Annotated in this window: 15 protein-coding genes; 4 read left to right on the top strand and 11 right to left on the bottom strand. The window is 64.8% G+C overall.

Going from position 1 to position 15263, the window contains the following annotated elements; all coding sequences use genetic code 11:
* The first annotated feature begins 25 nt into the window (after positions 1–25).
* The gene (locus tag H578_RS13095; protein ID WP_022872374.1) at positions 26–526 is read left to right on the top strand and encodes a MarR family winged helix-turn-helix transcriptional regulator; all 501 of its coding nucleotides are present in this window, start codon (positions 26–28) and stop codon (positions 524–526) included.
* Here the strand turns inward: H578_RS13095 and H578_RS0103795 are convergent.
* The 6 genes from H578_RS0103795 to H578_RS13100 form a co-directional block, all read right to left on the bottom strand.
* Entirely contained in the window at positions 523–1386 is an 864-nt protein-coding gene (locus H578_RS0103795) for an SseB family protein (RefSeq protein ID WP_022872375.1), read from the bottom strand. The two genes, H578_RS13095 and H578_RS0103795, sit on opposite strands and share 4 nt — an antisense overlap.
* Positions 1383–2129, bottom strand: a complete 747-nt coding sequence (gene priA, locus H578_RS0103800; RefSeq protein ID WP_028463911.1) for a bifunctional 1-(5-phosphoribosyl)-5-((5-phosphoribosylamino)methylideneamino)imidazole-4-carboxamide isomerase/phosphoribosylanthranilate isomerase PriA — start codon at positions 2127–2129, stop codon at positions 1383–1385. Before priA ends, H578_RS0103795 begins: the two co-directional genes overlap by 4 nt.
* Positions 2130–2153: 24 nt before the next feature.
* Entirely contained in the window at positions 2154–2795 is a 642-nt protein-coding gene (gene hisH / locus H578_RS0103805; RefSeq protein WP_022872377.1) for an imidazole glycerol phosphate synthase subunit HisH, read from the bottom strand.
* Positions 2792–3418 (bottom strand): imidazoleglycerol-phosphate dehydratase HisB, encoded by a 627-nt coding sequence (gene hisB / locus H578_RS0103810; protein ID WP_022872378.1) that lies wholly within the window; start codon positions 3416–3418, stop codon positions 2792–2794. The genes hisH and hisB overlap by 4 nt, the downstream gene beginning before the upstream one ends.
* Positions 3399–4532, bottom strand: a complete 1134-nt coding sequence (locus H578_RS0103815) for a histidinol-phosphate transaminase (protein WP_028463912.1) — start codon at positions 4530–4532, stop codon at positions 3399–3401. The genes hisB and H578_RS0103815 overlap by 20 nt, the downstream gene beginning before the upstream one ends.
* A gap of 102 nt (positions 4533–4634) precedes the next feature.
* A complete protein-coding gene (locus tag H578_RS13100; protein ID WP_169558494.1) occupies positions 4635–5000 on the bottom strand; it encodes a LysM peptidoglycan-binding domain-containing protein in 366 nt (121 codons plus the stop codon).
* Between the two features lie 244 nt (positions 5001–5244).
* Between H578_RS13100 and lexA the strand changes: the two genes are divergently transcribed.
* Positions 5245–5955, top strand: a complete 711-nt coding sequence (lexA, locus tag H578_RS0103830) for a transcriptional repressor LexA (RefSeq protein WP_022872381.1) — start codon at positions 5245–5247, stop codon at positions 5953–5955.
* A gap of 53 nt (positions 5956–6008) precedes the next feature.
* On the opposite strand, the gene H578_RS0103835 is transcribed toward lexA, so the two are convergent.
* Together H578_RS0103835 and hflX are read right to left on the bottom strand one after the other, a co-directional pair.
* A complete protein-coding gene (locus tag H578_RS0103835; protein ID WP_022872382.1) occupies positions 6009–8036 on the bottom strand; it encodes an ATP-dependent DNA helicase in 2028 nt (675 codons plus the stop codon).
* A gap of 3 nt (positions 8037–8039) precedes the next feature.
* Positions 8040–9587: a GTPase HflX gene (hflX, locus tag H578_RS13105; protein ID WP_022872383.1), complete on the bottom strand. Its 1548-nt coding sequence runs from the start codon at positions 9585–9587 to the stop codon at positions 8040–8042.
* Positions 9588–9776: 189 nt separating this feature from the next.
* On the opposite strand from hflX, the gene H578_RS0103845 reads away from it, so the two are divergent.
* Both H578_RS0103845 and H578_RS13115 read left to right on the top strand, forming a co-directional pair.
* Positions 9777–10391, top strand: coding sequence for a class I SAM-dependent methyltransferase (locus H578_RS0103845; protein ID WP_028463914.1), 615 nt, complete (start codon positions 9777–9779; stop codon positions 10389–10391).
* Entirely contained in the window at positions 10388–11848 is a 1461-nt protein-coding gene (locus tag H578_RS13115; RefSeq protein WP_022872385.1) for a folylpolyglutamate synthase/dihydrofolate synthase family protein, read from the top strand. Before H578_RS0103845 ends, H578_RS13115 begins: the two co-directional genes overlap by 4 nt.
* Before the next feature lie 27 nt (positions 11849–11875).
* On the opposite strand, the gene dapF is transcribed toward H578_RS13115, so the two are convergent.
* The 3 genes from dapF to miaB are packed head-to-tail and all read right to left on the bottom strand — an operon-like array spanning position 11876 to position 15227.
* Positions 11876–12784 carry a diaminopimelate epimerase gene (gene dapF, locus H578_RS13120; RefSeq protein WP_022872386.1) on the bottom strand — a complete coding sequence of 303 codons (909 nt, stop codon included), beginning with the start codon at positions 12782–12784 and terminating at the stop codon, positions 11876–11878.
* 8 nt (positions 12785–12792) lie between these two features.
* Entirely contained in the window at positions 12793–13710 is a 918-nt protein-coding gene (gene miaA, locus H578_RS0103860; RefSeq protein ID WP_022872387.1) for a tRNA (adenosine(37)-N6)-dimethylallyltransferase MiaA, read from the bottom strand.
* Positions 13710–15227: a tRNA (N6-isopentenyl adenosine(37)-C2)-methylthiotransferase MiaB gene (gene miaB, locus H578_RS0103865; protein ID WP_022872388.1), complete on the bottom strand. Its 1518-nt coding sequence runs from the start codon at positions 15225–15227 to the stop codon at positions 13710–13712. Before miaB ends, miaA begins: the two co-directional genes overlap by 1 nt.
* Positions 15228–15263 lie beyond the last annotated feature (36 nt).

The raw sequence follows: 15263 nt of genomic DNA on the forward strand, positions 1-15263 counted from the left end.
GTCCCAGGCCCCTATGGAGTGTGTTGTGAGCATCGACCCCGGGCAGTCAGCTGCGCGCCGGGATCTCACCGGCTACTCCCCTAAGGCGAAAGCGTGGCGGGCGTTTTTCGAAACGAGTGCGGTGATCTCTGACCGCATGGAGAAGCGGTTGCACACCACCACGGGACTGAAGCTTTCCGATTACAACCTGCTGTTGATTCTCACAGAGGCTGAAGACCACCAGCTACGCATGGGAGAGCTGGCCGAACGCATGGTGTTCTCTCCTTCCCGACTGAGTTACCAGGTCAAGTCCCTGGCTGCCCGGGGACTGATCGAACGATGCATCCACGAGCAGGACAAGCGGGGCATGACCGCTCGGCTCACCGCGGAGGGCCGGCGGGTCTTCGCCGCCGCCTCGCGCGTGCACGCCGAGCACATTCGGCAGCTGTTTCACCCCGCCTTGGACGATGAGGAAGCCGATGTGTTGCGTCGGATCTGTGAGTCGATCCATCACACGGTGGTCACCGTCGATGATGATCTCGCTTAGCTCTCCGCCAGCACAATTTCGACGGAATCCGCCCGGCGACGCAACGCCTCGGAGGCGGCGGCTTCCGTTTTGACACTGGCTAAGGCCAGTCGCCGGTCGACCGCGTCAAGACCTTCAGCGGTGACCACGCCAATACTGAGCTCCGGTCCCTGCCCACCGCCGAGTACCCGCTGGCCGGTGGCCGTGGCGGTGGCGATGCCCAAAGCAGGTGACAGACGCAAGCCGGTCACTCCGGGGCAGGCAGCGACGATCTCCTCTAATGCTGCGGCGAGTTGCTCGTCGGCATAGGAGGGCAGCCAGGGTTCACCTTGGGCGAGCTGTTCAACGGCGGGGCGTCGCAGCACAAACGTCAGCTCGGCCCCGGGGTCGAGCACCGCCAGCTCCGCTCCTTCGGCCAAGGCAGCCAGCATGACGCGTTCGGTTTCCGCCGCCACGGGTCGCCCCTGCGGATGCCAGGCGGTCAGTGCCTCCACGGAGGTGAACACCGGCATCGCGGTGCGTCCATCTCCGGCCTCCAGGGTAATGAGTGAGATATCTGCTTCTTTGTCTCCGGTGGCGATATCGCCTGAACCGGTGGCAAGCACCGCGGCGAAGAGCCGCTGACCTCGCAACACATTGACGAAACTGGCCTCATCGATCTCTCCGGCCAGCAGTTTCTTCCGCGCGGCAGCCACCACCGGCGCGGTGTGCCCATCGTCTGTGGGCCTGGTGTGTAACGGGTTACCCTCGGCGGAGAGGTCGCGTCCGTCCCAGGGGATGCCGGCAGAGTCGGCCGGGCGTCCGTCTGCACTTCGGTGCTGCCGGGCGAGCAGCTGGGCGATATGCCCCGGGAGCTGCCGTGCGTTTGGCTCGCTGCTCATGCCGAGTCGGCGGCGACCGCCAGCGCCTCAGGCAGTGTGAACTTCCCCGCGTAGAGCGCTTTGCCCATAATGGCCCCCTCCACCCCCGAGGAGACCATCTTCGCTAAGGCTGCGACATCTTCCAGGGAGGAAATCCCTCCGGAGGCGACAACTGGTTTGTTCGTCCGGGCACTGACTGCGGCCAACAGCTCGGTATTGGGGCCACGCAATGTGCCGTCTTTGGTGACATCGGTGACCACATAGCGGGGACATCCGGCGTCTTCAAGCCGAGCCAGCACCTCCCAGAGGTTTCCGCCCTCTTTGGTCCAGCCGCGGGCTGCCAGTGTTTCTCCTCGGACGTCAAGGCCGACGGCGATGGCCTCGCCATGGCGGGCAATGACCCGTGCGGTCCACTCCGGGTCCTCCAGAGCGGCAGTGCCCAGGTTGACTCGGGTAGCCCCGAATTCCAGGGCGCGTTCGAGGGACTCGTCATCCCGGATGCCCCCGGAGAGTTCGATTTTGATATCGATGGCTTCGACGACGCGTCGCAACACCTCACGGTTGTGTCCGCGGCCAAAAGCGGCGTCGAGGTCCACCAAGTGGATCCACTCCGCTCCCTGGTCCTGCCAGGTCTGTGCGGCCTCCAAGGGGTCGCCGTACCCGGTCTCTGATCCGGCTTCTCCTTGAACGAGCCGGACTGCCTGGCCGTCAGCGACGTCCACAGCGGGCAACAGCTCGAGGGCAGGCACAGTGGAAGGAGTCATATCAGTCAAAGTCCTCACGTTTTTCTACAGGCTGGTGATCCAATTGCGCAGCAGTTGGGTGCCGGCGTCCCCGGATTTCTCCGGATGGAACTGGGTTGCGGCCAACGGGCCGTTCTCCACGGCAGCGACGAAGTCGGTCCCGTGGTGGGACCAGGTGACTTTCGGTGGGGCCATGGCGGGGATGGTTTGGTCGAAGTCCCAGGACTGTACGGCGTAGGAGTGTACGAAGTAGAACCGTTCGTCCTCGATTCCCTCGAAAAGCACACTGCCCTCCGGTGGCCGCACGGTGTTCCACCCCATATGAGGGACCACGACGTCCTCCGGCAAGGCGGTGACCTCCCCGGGCCATTCCCCCAGACCCTGTGCGGTGACGCCGTGTTCGACACCTCGTTCGAAGAAGATCTGATGACCCACGCAGATACCCAGGACCGGGCGTCCCCCGGCGATCCGTTGTCCGATCCAACGGGGTGCACCGGTGGCGTTGAGTGCTTCCATCACTGCGGCGAACGCTCCAACACCAGGGACGACCAACCCATCAGCATTGAGCAGGGTCTCCGTGTCCCGGGTGAGTTCAACGGTGCCGCCGGCGCGTTCCAAGGCCCGCACCGCCGAGTGGACATTGCCAGACCCGTAATCGAGAACCGCCACTGTGGCAGAGGCGCTCATAGGGCACCCTTGGTGGAGGGGATCTCGTCAGTCCGGGGGTCGGATTCCACCGCAGCCCGCAATGCCCGGGCAAAAGCTTTGAACTGTGCTTCGACAATGTGGTGGGGATCGCGACCTGCGAGCACCCGCATGTGCAGGCAGATGCCGGAGTGGTAGGTGATCGCCTCGAAGACGTGCCGGGTCATGGAGCCGGTGAAGTGTCCACCGATGAGGTGATACTGCTGGCCTTCAGGTTCTCCACTGTGCACCAGATATGGGCGGCCGGAGACGTCGACGACGGCGTGGGCCAGTGCCTCATCCAGGGGCACCGTGGCTTCACCGAAACGCCGGATGCCTCGTTTGTCTTCTAGGGCGGTGCCCAGCACCTGACCGAGGACGATCGCAGTGTCTTCCACGGTGTGGTGGACATCGATCTGTGTGTCGCCTTCGGCGTCGACATCGAGGTCGATGAGGGAGTGTTTCGCCAGGGCGGTGAGCATGTGGTCGTAGAACGGAACGGTGGTGGAGATATTCGATGTCCCCGTTCCATCAAGCTTCATGCGCACCTTCACACGCGACTCGCTCGTGCGACGCTCCATACGTGCCTCGCGGGCGCCGATGAGTTCAGCGGGGGTCTCTGCCATGGGTCTCCTCTAACCAGTTGCGCAGTGCGGTGAGAAACGCTGTGGTCTCTTCCTCTGTTCCCGCGGTGACCCGCAGGTGCCCGGGAATACTGACTTCTCGGATGAGCACTCCCTCTTCAAGCAGGTGCTGCCACGCCGCGTGGGCGTCGTCGAGCCCGCCGAAGAGAACGAAGTTGGCATCAGATGGATAGGGCCGCAGTCCCATGCGCTGCAATTCGGTGACGATGCGGTCTCTCTGGACCTTGATTCGCTCCACGTTGGCCATGAGCGTCTCAGCGTGATCCAGAGCCGCACGAGCAGCCGCCTGGGTGACGGCCGAGAGGTGGTAGGGCAGCCGGACCAGCCGCAAGGCGTCAGTGACTTCCGGTGCGGCAGCCAGGTAGCCCAACCGTCCGCCGGCCAGCGCGAAAGCCTTGCTCATCGTTCGGGTCACGATCAGTCGAGGTCTGCCGTGGAGCAGCGTGAGGGCAGAGGCTGTGCCGGGCTGACGGAACTCCCCATAGGCCTCATCCACCACGACCATCGTCTCCCCCTCAGTGGCGGCATCATAGGCAGCCTCGACCACCTCAAGCCCCAGAGCGGTGCCAGTGGGGTTATTGGGTGAGCACAGAATCACCACATGCGGTTGATGCTGTCGAATCTGGGCCGCAACATCCTCCGGGGTCTGCGTGAAGTCGGCGCTGCGCGTTCCAGCAATGTATTCGCTGTAGGTCCCCCGGGCGTAAAGGGGGTACATCGAATAGGTCGGAGGAAAGGCCAGAACGGACCGCCCCGGTCCGGCGAAGGCCTGCAGGATGTGCTGCATCACTTCGTTGGAGCCGTTCGCTGCCCAGATGTTCTCGGCGCTGAGATCCGGAGTCGGCAGGTCTCGGTTGAGGAAGTCGGCGAGTTTTTCCCGCAGGGCAGTGAATTCCCGGTCGGGGTACCGGTTCAGCGTCTCCGCGGCGGCGCGAACTTCCTTCGTTATCGCATCGACGACATCCGCCGGCACGTCATAGGTTGTCTCATTGACATTGAGCATGGCCTTGACCGTTAACTGAGGAGCACCGTAAGGCTCTTGGCCCTTCAGTTCATCCCGCAACGGCAACCGGTCTAGCCGCTGCGCGCGTGTCATCTCGGTATCGGTCACGCCTCCATCGTATCGGCCCGACTCATTCGCCAGCGCCTCATCTTCCGGTGCCACGTCCCCGGGCCGTTGATGAAGGCATGGTGGATATCACTCGGCAGGGATGTACAGACGCTCACCCGGTTGTAGCTGTGAGGACTCCAGTCCGTTGAGCTCGGCAATCCGTTCAACGGTGGTGTGGATGTCTTCTTCAGTATCCGCCTGGGCCGCAAGTGACCAGAGCGTATCCCCCACCCCCACGGTGACTTCCTCTGCCTGTACCCCGGAGACCTCATGAGAGGCCGCCTGCGCCTGGTTCAGCGTACTGATCCCCAGGAATAGCCCCGCGGTGAGCAACCCGCAGACCACGGTGAGAACTGGAATGCCCAGCAGAACGAAGCGCCCCCGGCGGGTCAGGCTGACGTGCCCCGGTGCTGCCCCGAATGTGGTGGTGGTCATCTCATCTGTGGTGTTCATCTCTTCCTCCGTGATCGATCCGTTGAACGAAGCGCTCATCGAACTCGTGTTCTATTTTTAGCACACATCTTCGAATAGATCCACGCTGAGTCGCACACATCTCTGGAATCTGTCTGCGATGTGGCGTAGTGTGAAGCTAACTTCGAAGTGACATTCGATGCTGACTTCTATTCCAGCAAGGGGGTCGGACACGTCGAATGTCCCGGCAAGAGACCGCGAAGCCACACGATGAAGGAGGTACGCCTTGTCTGAGAGCTCAGAGTCGGTGCCGCCGCTGACCACACGGCAGCGGCAGATCGTCGACGTCATTCAGAAATCCCTGGCTGAGCGCAGCTACCCACCCTCTATGCGGGAGATCGGTGATGCCTGCGGTCTGGCCTCGCTCTCATCGGTGACCCACCAGCTGGCTCGTTTGCAACAGCTCGGTTACCTGCGTCGGGTCCCTGGTAAACCGCGGGCTATGGAGGTGATCCGGGATTCCTCGGGTCGCTTGGTCCATCAAGAGCCGTCTGCGTCCCCCGAATCCAGCGGGGACTCCACCGTGGTGGATCTCGATAGCTACCGCACGGCCAGCGACTCACGCCTCAACGAGATCCCTGTGGTCGGCCAGATTGCCGCCGGTGGACCGATTCTTGCCGAACAGAACGTCGAGGATGTCATGGCTCTGCCGCGTCAGCTCACCGGGGAGGGTGAGCTGTTCATGCTGCAGGTCCGTGGTGATTCGATGATCGACGCCGGAATTTTCGAAGGTGACTGGGTGGTGGTGCGCCGTCAGCCCGATGCGGACAACGGCGATATCGTCGCCGCACTGTTGGACGATGAGGCCACTGTCAAAGTCCTCAAGCGCAGGGATGGGCACCAGTGGTTGCTGCCGCAGAATACGCAGTACGAGCCGATCCTGGGCGATGAGGCCACCATCATGGGCAAGGTCGTCACCGTCCTGCGCAGCTTGTAACGGCAGTTCATTTTCCCCGCTTCCCGGCATGCCAGGCTGTGGGGAAAGCGGTCTCAGGCGTTGCGTAGCCTGTTAAGCGCCTGACGCACAGCGGTACCGTCAGTGGTACGCCACAATCCGGGCATGGATTTCACAAGGAATGTTCCATACTGTTTGGTCGCCAGCCGGGAGTCCAGCACAGCAAGAACCCCCCGGTCCTCAGAGCTGCGAATCAACCGTCCGGCTCCTTGGGCCAGGCGGATGGCCGCGTGAGTGGCCGAGACCTGCATGAACCCGTTTCCACCGGCCCGATCGGCTTCCACCGTCCGCGCAGTGGTCAGCGGGTCGTTCGGCCGAGGGAAGGGAATCCGGTCAATGGTCACCAGGCGGCACGAGCGTCCCGGCACATCAACTCCCTGCCAGAGACTCATCGTGCCAAAAAGGCAGGTCTCCTCCTCGTCAGCAAATTGCCGGATGAGCGCAGACATTGTGGCATCCCCCTGACAGAGAATCGGGACATCGAGTGTGCCCCGCAATTCTTCGGCGGCCTCTTCGGCGGCACGCCTGGAAGAGAACAGCGCCAGGGTGGCTCCGCCGGAGGCGTGAATAAGCCCGGCGAGTTCTTCTCTCTGATCCTGTTGGGTGCTCAGTGAGGGCGCAGGCAGGTGCCGAGCAACATAAAGCATCCCCTGCCGGGGGTAGTCAAAGGGCGTACCGACATCAAGGGGGTCCCATGGCGGGGCCTTCTCACCGCGCAACCCCAGCTGCCCGGCCATCACATCGAAACTCTCCCCAATGGTTAAGGTCGCCGAGGTCAGGATCACCGTACGGGTGCTGAAGAGCCCCTCCCGCAGTCGAGCTGCCACGGTCGTGGGCGCGACGTAGATCAGCGGGGGCTCCTCCGGGCCCGCCTCCTGGTACCCCTTCCCCGGCACGAAGGTGCCAGGCCGGGTCAGCCAGATGACATCGGGGGTCTGGTCCGCCTCAAGCATCCGCTCAGCAACAGTGCACACAGCCTGCAAGCGAGCTCGGGCGGTGGTCCGGCCGGCGTCTGCCTCGGAGGCAGCCTCCCCGCCGCTGTCCTTGGAATCCGCCAGAGCCGTACGAGCTGCCTGCCTGGCTGCGTCCACTGCCGCAGTCTGCTGCTCATTGAGCCCCCGGTGCAACAGTCCCGAGGGGGTGGAGGCGAAGGCCGCTTCTACGGCGGTGGCTGCCTGCTGTAGAGGCTCCACGTTGATCGCTGTGTGCCGGCGCGCGGAGGAAGCCGCCGCGGAGATCATCCCAGCCGAGAGGTGCTCCGTCACCGCTGAAGTGACCCGTTCGGCGAACTCGTGGGCCTCATCGATGATGACGGCGTCGTGCTCCGGCAGCACATCGAGGCCTTCGAAGGCATCGATGGCCAGCATGGCGTGATTCGTGACGACGACGTCGGATTCGTTGGCTTCAGTGCGGGCCAGCTCGGCGAAACACTCCTCCACCATGGGGCATTTTCTGCCCAGGCAATCCACCGCGTTGACCGAAACCTGCCGCCAGGCTTGGTCGGTGACTCCTTCGGGTAAGTCGTCACGGTCCCCGGTCTCGGTTTCTTCGGCCCACTCCCGCAGCATCATCACCTGTTTCCCTAACCGGGAGGTGGGTTCATAGGTGGTGACCCCGCCGGTGGGTTCGGTGGCCACCGAGAACAGCGCCTCGGCGTCGTCGTCGGTCTCCGGGAAACCTCCGGCCAGCTTGTGTTTGCAGAGATAGTTGGCACGCCCCTTGACCAGACCCACCTTCACCGGGCGGTCAAGCTCCGGTTCGATGGACTCCAACAGCCGGGGCAGGTCGCGGCCCATGATCTGGGCCTGGAGCGCCAGCGTGGCCGTGGAGACCAGCACCGGCCGCTCAGACTCCAGCGCATGGGCCACGGCCGGCACCAGGTACGCCAGGGACTTACCCGTGCCGGTACCGGCCTGGACCATCAGGTGCCGCTGTTTCTGAAGCGCTTCGGCAACCCGCCGAGCCATGATGACCTGACCCTCACGGCGGGTCCCGCCGAAGGAGTCCACCGCGGTGGTGAGCAGATCCTCGGCGCGCTGCTCCGGAGCTGTGGTCACCGTCATCGATCAGGCGGCCACCTGGTACTTCGCCATATCGGCGGCAAGCGGAGCACGGACTTTGACTCGCAGCCGGGTGCCCTGCTCTTGGTACTCGGTGGAGAGAATCTCGGCATCGGCCTCGTGCAGCCGGGAGACGATGTCACCTTCGGTGTAGGGCACCAGCAGGTCCAACTCGATGTCAGGACGCGGAATGGACTGGCTAATCCGTTCCTTCAGCTCGGCGATCCCTTCACCGGTGCGGGCAGAAACCACCGCCACATGCGGTTCGCGGCGCCTGATGCGGTCGATGACGTGCTGTTCGGCGGCGTCGGCCTTATTGAGCACGATGATCTCATCGACCTGGTGGGCTTCGACGTCGGCGAGCACTTGCCGCACCGCGGCGATCTGCCCCTCAGGCTCCGGGTGGGAGGCATCCACCACGTGGAGGATGAGGTCGGCGTCGGCGACTTCTTCCAGCGTGGAGCGGAAGGCTTCCACCAGCTGTGTGGGCAGCTGGCGGACGAAACCCACGGTGTCAGACAGCGTGTACCCGATTCCATCGGGGGTGACCGCTTTACGCACCGTCGGGTCTAGCGTGGCGAACAGTGCGTTCTCCACCAGCACCCCAGCGTCGGTGAGCCGGTTGAGTAAGGAGGACTTCCCCGCGTTGGTGTACCCGGCGATCGCCACCGAGGGCACGGCGTTGCGTTTCCGGTTGGCGCGTTTGGCCTCCCGGGCGGGTTTCATCGCGGCGATCTCCCGGCGCAGTTTGGCCATGCGCTGGTTGATCCGCCGCCGGTCCAGCTCGATCTTGGTCTCACCGGGACCACGGGAGCCAATTCCACCTCCGGCTGCGCCGACCCGTCCACCGGCCTGCCGGGACAGTGACTCACCCCAACCGCGCAGACGGGGCAGCATGTACTCCATCTGCGCCAGTTCGACCTGGGCCTTACCTTCCCGGGATTTGGCGTGCTGAGCGAAGATGTCCAGGATCAGCCCGGTGCGGTCGATGACTTTGACTTTGACGATGTCTTCGAGGCCACGCCGCTGAGAGGGTGCCAACTCGGAGTCGACGACCACCGTGTCGGCTCCGAGTTCGGCCACTGCCTCGCGGATTTCCTCGGCTTTACCCGATCCGAAGAACGTTCCGGGGTCCGGGGTGGAGCGCCGCTGGAGGAATCCATCCAGCACCGTGGACCCGGCGGTTTCGGCCAGTGCGGCCAGTTCCCGCAGCGAGTATTCGGCTTCGGCGGTGGATCCGCCGGTCCACAGCCCGGCGAGAACCACTCGTTCCAGGCGCAGCTGCCGGTATTCGACTTCCGTGACGTCTTCAAGTTCAGTGGAGAGCCCTTCGACCCGGCGCAGACTGCGCCGTTCGAACAAGTCGTACTGTTCGCCGTCGTGGTCGGTGTGCTCTTCGGTCTCGGCGAGTTCGCGGGCTCGGCCATCGAGCACACTGCGCCGGTGGCGTTGCTCGGGGATGATCCGACTCTGCTCGCTGGAGGCTTCATCGGCAGCGAGGATGCGCGCAATGGTGGCGTCGATCGTGGATTGGCTGGTGTGCTTTTCAGTCATGTTCTCCGTTCACCCGGGTGTTCTCCGGGGCCCGCGGCGAGCCGGACGGCTTCTGCGGCGGGGCTTGTCAAAGATGTGAATGGCCTTGGGATCGGGACTCAACCGCTCAGGCGGGAGTACAGCAGGGCATTCCACATGTGTGACAGTCTATCCGATCCCCGTGGCGGGGGCTGGACTACTATGCAACGGATGGCTGGTGCGCATTATTTCTCCCCGGACCCGGACACTCCCCTGATACGGCGACAGGTGGAGGTCGAGCTGGCCGGACGCAGAGTTGAGGTGACCACCTCCGGCGGTATTTTCTCCCCCGACGGGATCGATAAGGGCACAGCGGTGCTGTTGCAGCGTGCCCCAACACCGCCGCAACAGGGCGCTCTACTGGATCTGGGCTGCGGGTGGGGTCCGATCGCACTGACCATGGCGCAGCTGGCCCCGCAGGCTGCGGTGTGGGCGGTGGATGTCAACGAACGAGCCCGGACACTATGCCGGGAGAACGCCGAAGCCCTCGGACTGGACAACGTGACCGTCGCAGCCCCTGATGAAGTCGGCGAGGAAGTGCGCTTTGCTGGGATATGGTCCAACCCTCCCATTCGGATCGGTAAGGCGGCCCTGCACGATCTGCTGCTGACCTGGCTGCCGCGCCTGACCCCGGGCGGTGAAGCCTGGCTGGTAGTGCAGAAGAATCTGGGGGCCGATTCGCTCCAACGCTGGCTCTCCGAACACCTCTCAGCTGAATACGATGTCGACCGCCCCGCCTCCCAGAAGGGCTTCCGGCTGCTGCGGGTGGAGCGTTCATCCCCATGACCCGCACTGACCGCTCCTCGGAGGAAGAGGTGATCTTTGGCGAGTGGCGTGCGCTGCGCACTGTGAGTTCCCGCTCTCTGGCACGCACCCGAGCCCTACTGGAGGTGTTGGAGCATGATCCGGCGGGGTTCTCTCCTGCGGTGCTTGGCGTCGTCGGTTCCAAGGGGAAGGGAACCGCTGCGGTCTATGCCTCTGCGACTCTGTGCGGGCTGGGGCTGCGAACCGGCACGGTGATGAGTCCGGGCATCGTGTCCAATGCAGACCGGATCCGGGTCAACGGCACAGCCGTCAGCGCCACAGTCTGGCGCCGAGCGTTGCGGCGTCTGGCCGAAGCGAGACGCCACCTCCCCCCGGCGACGGCAGAGACCGGGTACTTGGCTCCCACAGGGTTGTTCATGGTGCTGGCCATGCTGATCTTCGCCGAAGAGGGGGTCGACGTCGTCGTCGCTGAGGCCGGAATGGGTGGGGTCTCCGATGACCTCTCCCACTGGCCATTGCAGACGGTGGTGGTCACGGAGATCTTCGCTGAGCACCTCGATGTGCTGGGTCCCACCCTCCGGGATGTGGCCCGGGACAAGGCCGGTGTCATCGGGGCGGGTACCCAGTGGGTGGTGAGCCTTCGGCAGTCTCCGCAGGTGCACCGTGAGATCGAGCACCAGCTGGACCGCTGCACCTGCCTCGGGCGCGGGCCGCGGGTCATCGAGGTGGCCACTGAGCCGACGACGCCGGCTGCCCTCCCTGAAGCGCTGAACACGCACCTTCCGCAGGGGATTCAGCGGAGCAACGCTGCAGCCGGTGTCCTCGCGGCCCTGGCCGTGGCAGGCCACGATCCACACCACCCCACCCTGGAGAGTTCCGGTACCCCAGCAACCGCAGAGGCATCACGCTGTGGCCACAGCTTGGGCCGCAGCCCGGTTCTTCCGCGCCTGACCTCCACGCTGGCTTCGGTGCGGTACCCCGGGCGGCTCTCGGTCCACCAGGTGCCCGCGACCGCTCCCGGGGACCCCCAGCCGTGGTGCATCGTGGATTCTGCGGTCTCCCGCGCCGGGCTGGAACACGCTTTAGCCTTCAGTCGCGGTCAGCTGGGGTCCGAACCGGACCAGGTGCTGGTGTGCTTGCCTCCGGGGAAAGACCTCCCGGGGTTTGTGGCGGGGTTACGACACTGGCCGGGGCGGAAAGTGTTCGTCGAGCTCCCCGGAGCCTACACCGGGACCCCGGATCGCTCGGCCTGGCCAGAGGGTCCCGGCTGGGAATGGGCGTGCCTCAAGGATCTCGGTGGCGCGGCCGTGCATGAGGCCGCCGGCTCGGCTCAGCTGGTGCAACTGCTCAGCCGCGGGGATTCCCTGGCGGTGGGGACGGTCCTGTTCACGGCCCTGGTACTGCGCACCGTGGGGGCTGAGGCTGAGACCCTGTTCACCGTGCCGCCGGAGTCGCCTGTGGAGGCTTGCTCAGCGTGACTCCGGTGGCCCTGTGGTGTCAGGGGCTCAGATGAGCGTACCGGTGTAGACCAGCACCGCCGGTCCGGAGAGGGTGACGTCTTCGGCACCGTCAGCCCGGGGGGTGAAGGTCACCGTGACCACTCCCCCGGGGACCTCGACACTCCAGGTGTCGACACCGTCGTCGGCTACCCACACTCGGGTCGCTGCGGCTGCGGCGCAGGCCCCGGTTCCGCAGGAGAGGGTCTCCCCGACTCCGCGTTCGTGGACCCGCATGCGCACTCGCCCGGCCCCCTCTGTGACCAGTGGGTCTCCGGGGACCACGAATTCCACGTTTGTCCCGTGCGGCGGGGTGGGTTCCACTGTGGGTGCGGTGTGAAGGTCGAGGCGTTGCAGGGTCCGCCCGTCTGGCAAAGCGACCACCGTGTGGGGGTTGCCCATGGAGATGCTCAGCCCGGGCCGCGGGTCGGCGAGGCCGGCCACTTTGACCAGGGAGTCGCTGCCCCGTTCGGCGGCCAGTTCTGGGTCGATGAAGGACCAGATCCCCATGCCCACCGCGTAGCCTTCAGGTACCTTCTGCACGGTCTTGATTCCGGCGCGGGTCAGCACCGGCAGTTCATCACCCTCGCTGAGCTCAGCGAGCCCTTCGGCGATGAGGAAATGCACAAAGGCCCGCACACCGTTGCCACACATTTCGGCCGCACTGCCATCAGCGTTGCGGTAGTCCATAAACCACACCGGTGCGGCATCGTCGCTGCCCAGGCCCGCTGCACTGAGCAGTCGGCGGGCTTCATGGTCGGCGTGGGCGGCCACGGCCCGGATGAACCCGTCGGCTCCGACGCCGAGGTGACGGTCGCAGACCGCAGTGACGAAGGTGGCGTCGAGGTCCTGCACCCCAGCAGGGTCGGAGACCAGCACGAAGTCGTTGCCGGTGGCGTGGGCTTTGGTGAACTGCATAGGGGTATTCAACCAGTCGCAGCGCGGATTGCTTCCTCGGCACGGTCAGTGAGGTCCTCAGCGGGTGCGCCCAGCCAGTGAATCCGCCCGTCGGCACGGAACCAGGTCTCTTGGCGGCGGGCGAATTTTCGGGTGGCGGTGACCGTCTGCTCGGCGGCCTGGTCTTCGGAGATCGCCCCGTCGAGCACCCGTAGGAACTGTTGATAGCCGATGGCGTGCTGCGCGGTTTTGCCGTGCCGGAGTCCTTGGGCGGCTAACTGCCTGACTTCGTCCAGGAGCCCACGACGGCGCATTGTCGCCACTCGATCTTCGATCCGTTGGTGGAGTACCTCTCGGTTCACGCGCAGACCCAGCTGTACCACCGGTTCCACGCTGGGCTCGTACTGATGTGGCGGCATGAAGGTGGTGAACGGCCGGCCGGTGATCGTCACCACTTCCAGGGCACGGATGAGTCGCCGGTCGTCTTGGACCACGGCGGCGGATTCGGGGTCGGCTGCGCGCAACTGGGCTCGCAGCGCCTGGGGGCCTTCGACCTGCAGGCGATCTTCGAGCTGACGGCGCACATCCGGGTCGGTGGGCGGAAACTCAATGATGTCCACTGCGGCGCGGATGTACAGTCCGGAGCCGCCGACCATGATGGGGGTTTTGCCGCGGGCTCGGATGTCGGCGACGACGTCGCGGGCTTGCCGCTGGTAGGCGGAGGCGGTGGCTTCTTCGGTCACCTCGAGCACATCGAGCAGGTGGTGCCGGATGCCGCGCGCCTCCTCCGCTGTGATCTTGGCGGTGCCGATGTCCATGCCCCGGTAGAGCTGCATGGAGTCGGCGTTGATGACTTCCCCGTCGAGACGTTCAGCCAGTTCGACCCCGAGCTGGGACTTACCGGAGGCGGTGGGGCCGGCGACGACGATCAGCGGCGGATGGGCCACTAGGAGGTCCGCAGGCTGGGCATACCGAGGGACACCGCCGCGGGTTTCTCCCCGGTGACCTGCGTGGTGCCGACACCGCAGGAGTCCGCCTGCCACCGGTCCCAGGCGTCTCCGGCACGCGAGGGGCGCACCCGGTAGTGCTCCTTCTGCGGGTCGGAGAGCAGATGGAAGCTTCCAGCACTGGTGATCGGCACTGTCACGAAGTCCCCGGGGCGAGGTGTCGCCGCCCCTTCGGGCACACTGAAGTGCACTAGCCGGTTGTCCGGGGCCCGGCCACTGAGCCGGCCGGTCTGCTCGGCTTTGGTGCCGCCGTCGTTGGTGACCAATAGTTCTTGAGTGGTGCCGACCAGCCGAGCGTTTTCTTCTGCGGTGATTCGGTTCTGCAGCTCCAGGAGGCGTTCGAAGCGCTCCTGGACGATCTCTTTGGGGATTTGGTCTTCCATAGTGGCCGCCGGTGTGCCGGGGCGGGGCGAGTACTGGAAGGTGAAGGCAGAGGCAAAACGCGAGGCCTCCACCACGCGCATCGTCTGAGCAAAATCTTCTTCGGTCTCCCCGGGGAATCCGACGATGATATCAGTGGTGACCGCCGCTTGCGGGATCCGTTCGCGCACGGTGTCCAGGATGCGGAGGAACCGTTCGGCACGGTAGGAGCGCCGCATGGCCTTGAGCACACGGTCTGAACCGGACTGCAGGGGCATGTGCAGTTGTGGCATCACGTTGGGGGTTTCAGCCATGGCGTCGATGACATCCTCGGTGAAGCTGGCCGGGTGTGGGCTGGTGAACCGGACCCGTTCCAGCCCTGGGATCTGCCCACAGGCGCGCAGGAGTTTGGCGAAGGCTCCCCGGTCTCGGAACTCCACTCCGTAGGTGTTGACGTTCTGCCCCAAGAGGGTGACCTCCACGGCTCCGTCGTCGACGAGGGCCTGGACTTCCGCCAGGATTTCCCCGGGACGCCGGTCGCGCTCTTTGCCGCGCAAGCTGGGCACGATGCAGAAGGTGCAGGTGTTGTTGCACCCCACGGAGATCGACACCCACCCGGAGTGCACACTCTCACGCTTGGTGGGCAGCGTGGAGGGGAAGGTCTCGAGAGCTTCAAGGATTTCAATGCTGGCTTCGTTGTTGTGCCGTGAACGTTCCAACAGGGCCGGCAGAGATCCGATGTTGTGGGTGCCGAAGACCACATCCACCCAGGGGGCCCGTTCCAGCACAGTGTTCTGATCCTTCTGTGCCAGGCAGCCTCCGACGGCGATCTGCATCCCGGCGTGTTGGTCCTTCACCGGTTTCAGCTGGCCCAGGTGCCCGTAGAGCCGGTTATCAGCGTTCTCCCGGACCGCGCAGGTGTTGAACACCACCAGGTCCGGGGTGCTGCCCTCGGCCGCTTTGGTGTAACCGGCGTCTTCGAGGAGACCGCTGATGCGCTCCGAGTCGTGGACGTTCATCTGACAACCGAAGGTGCGGACCTCGTAGGTGCGCAGCGTCTCAGTGGTCTCCGGGCGGTCCAGAACTGTCTCGGTCATCGCCGTCATTCTACCGGCTGCTGGTACAGCTAGCTG

It is taken from the genome of Nesterenkonia alba DSM 19423 (assembly GCF_000421745.1).
GTDB lineage: Bacteria > Actinomycetota > Actinomycetes > Actinomycetales > Micrococcaceae > Nesterenkonia > Nesterenkonia alba.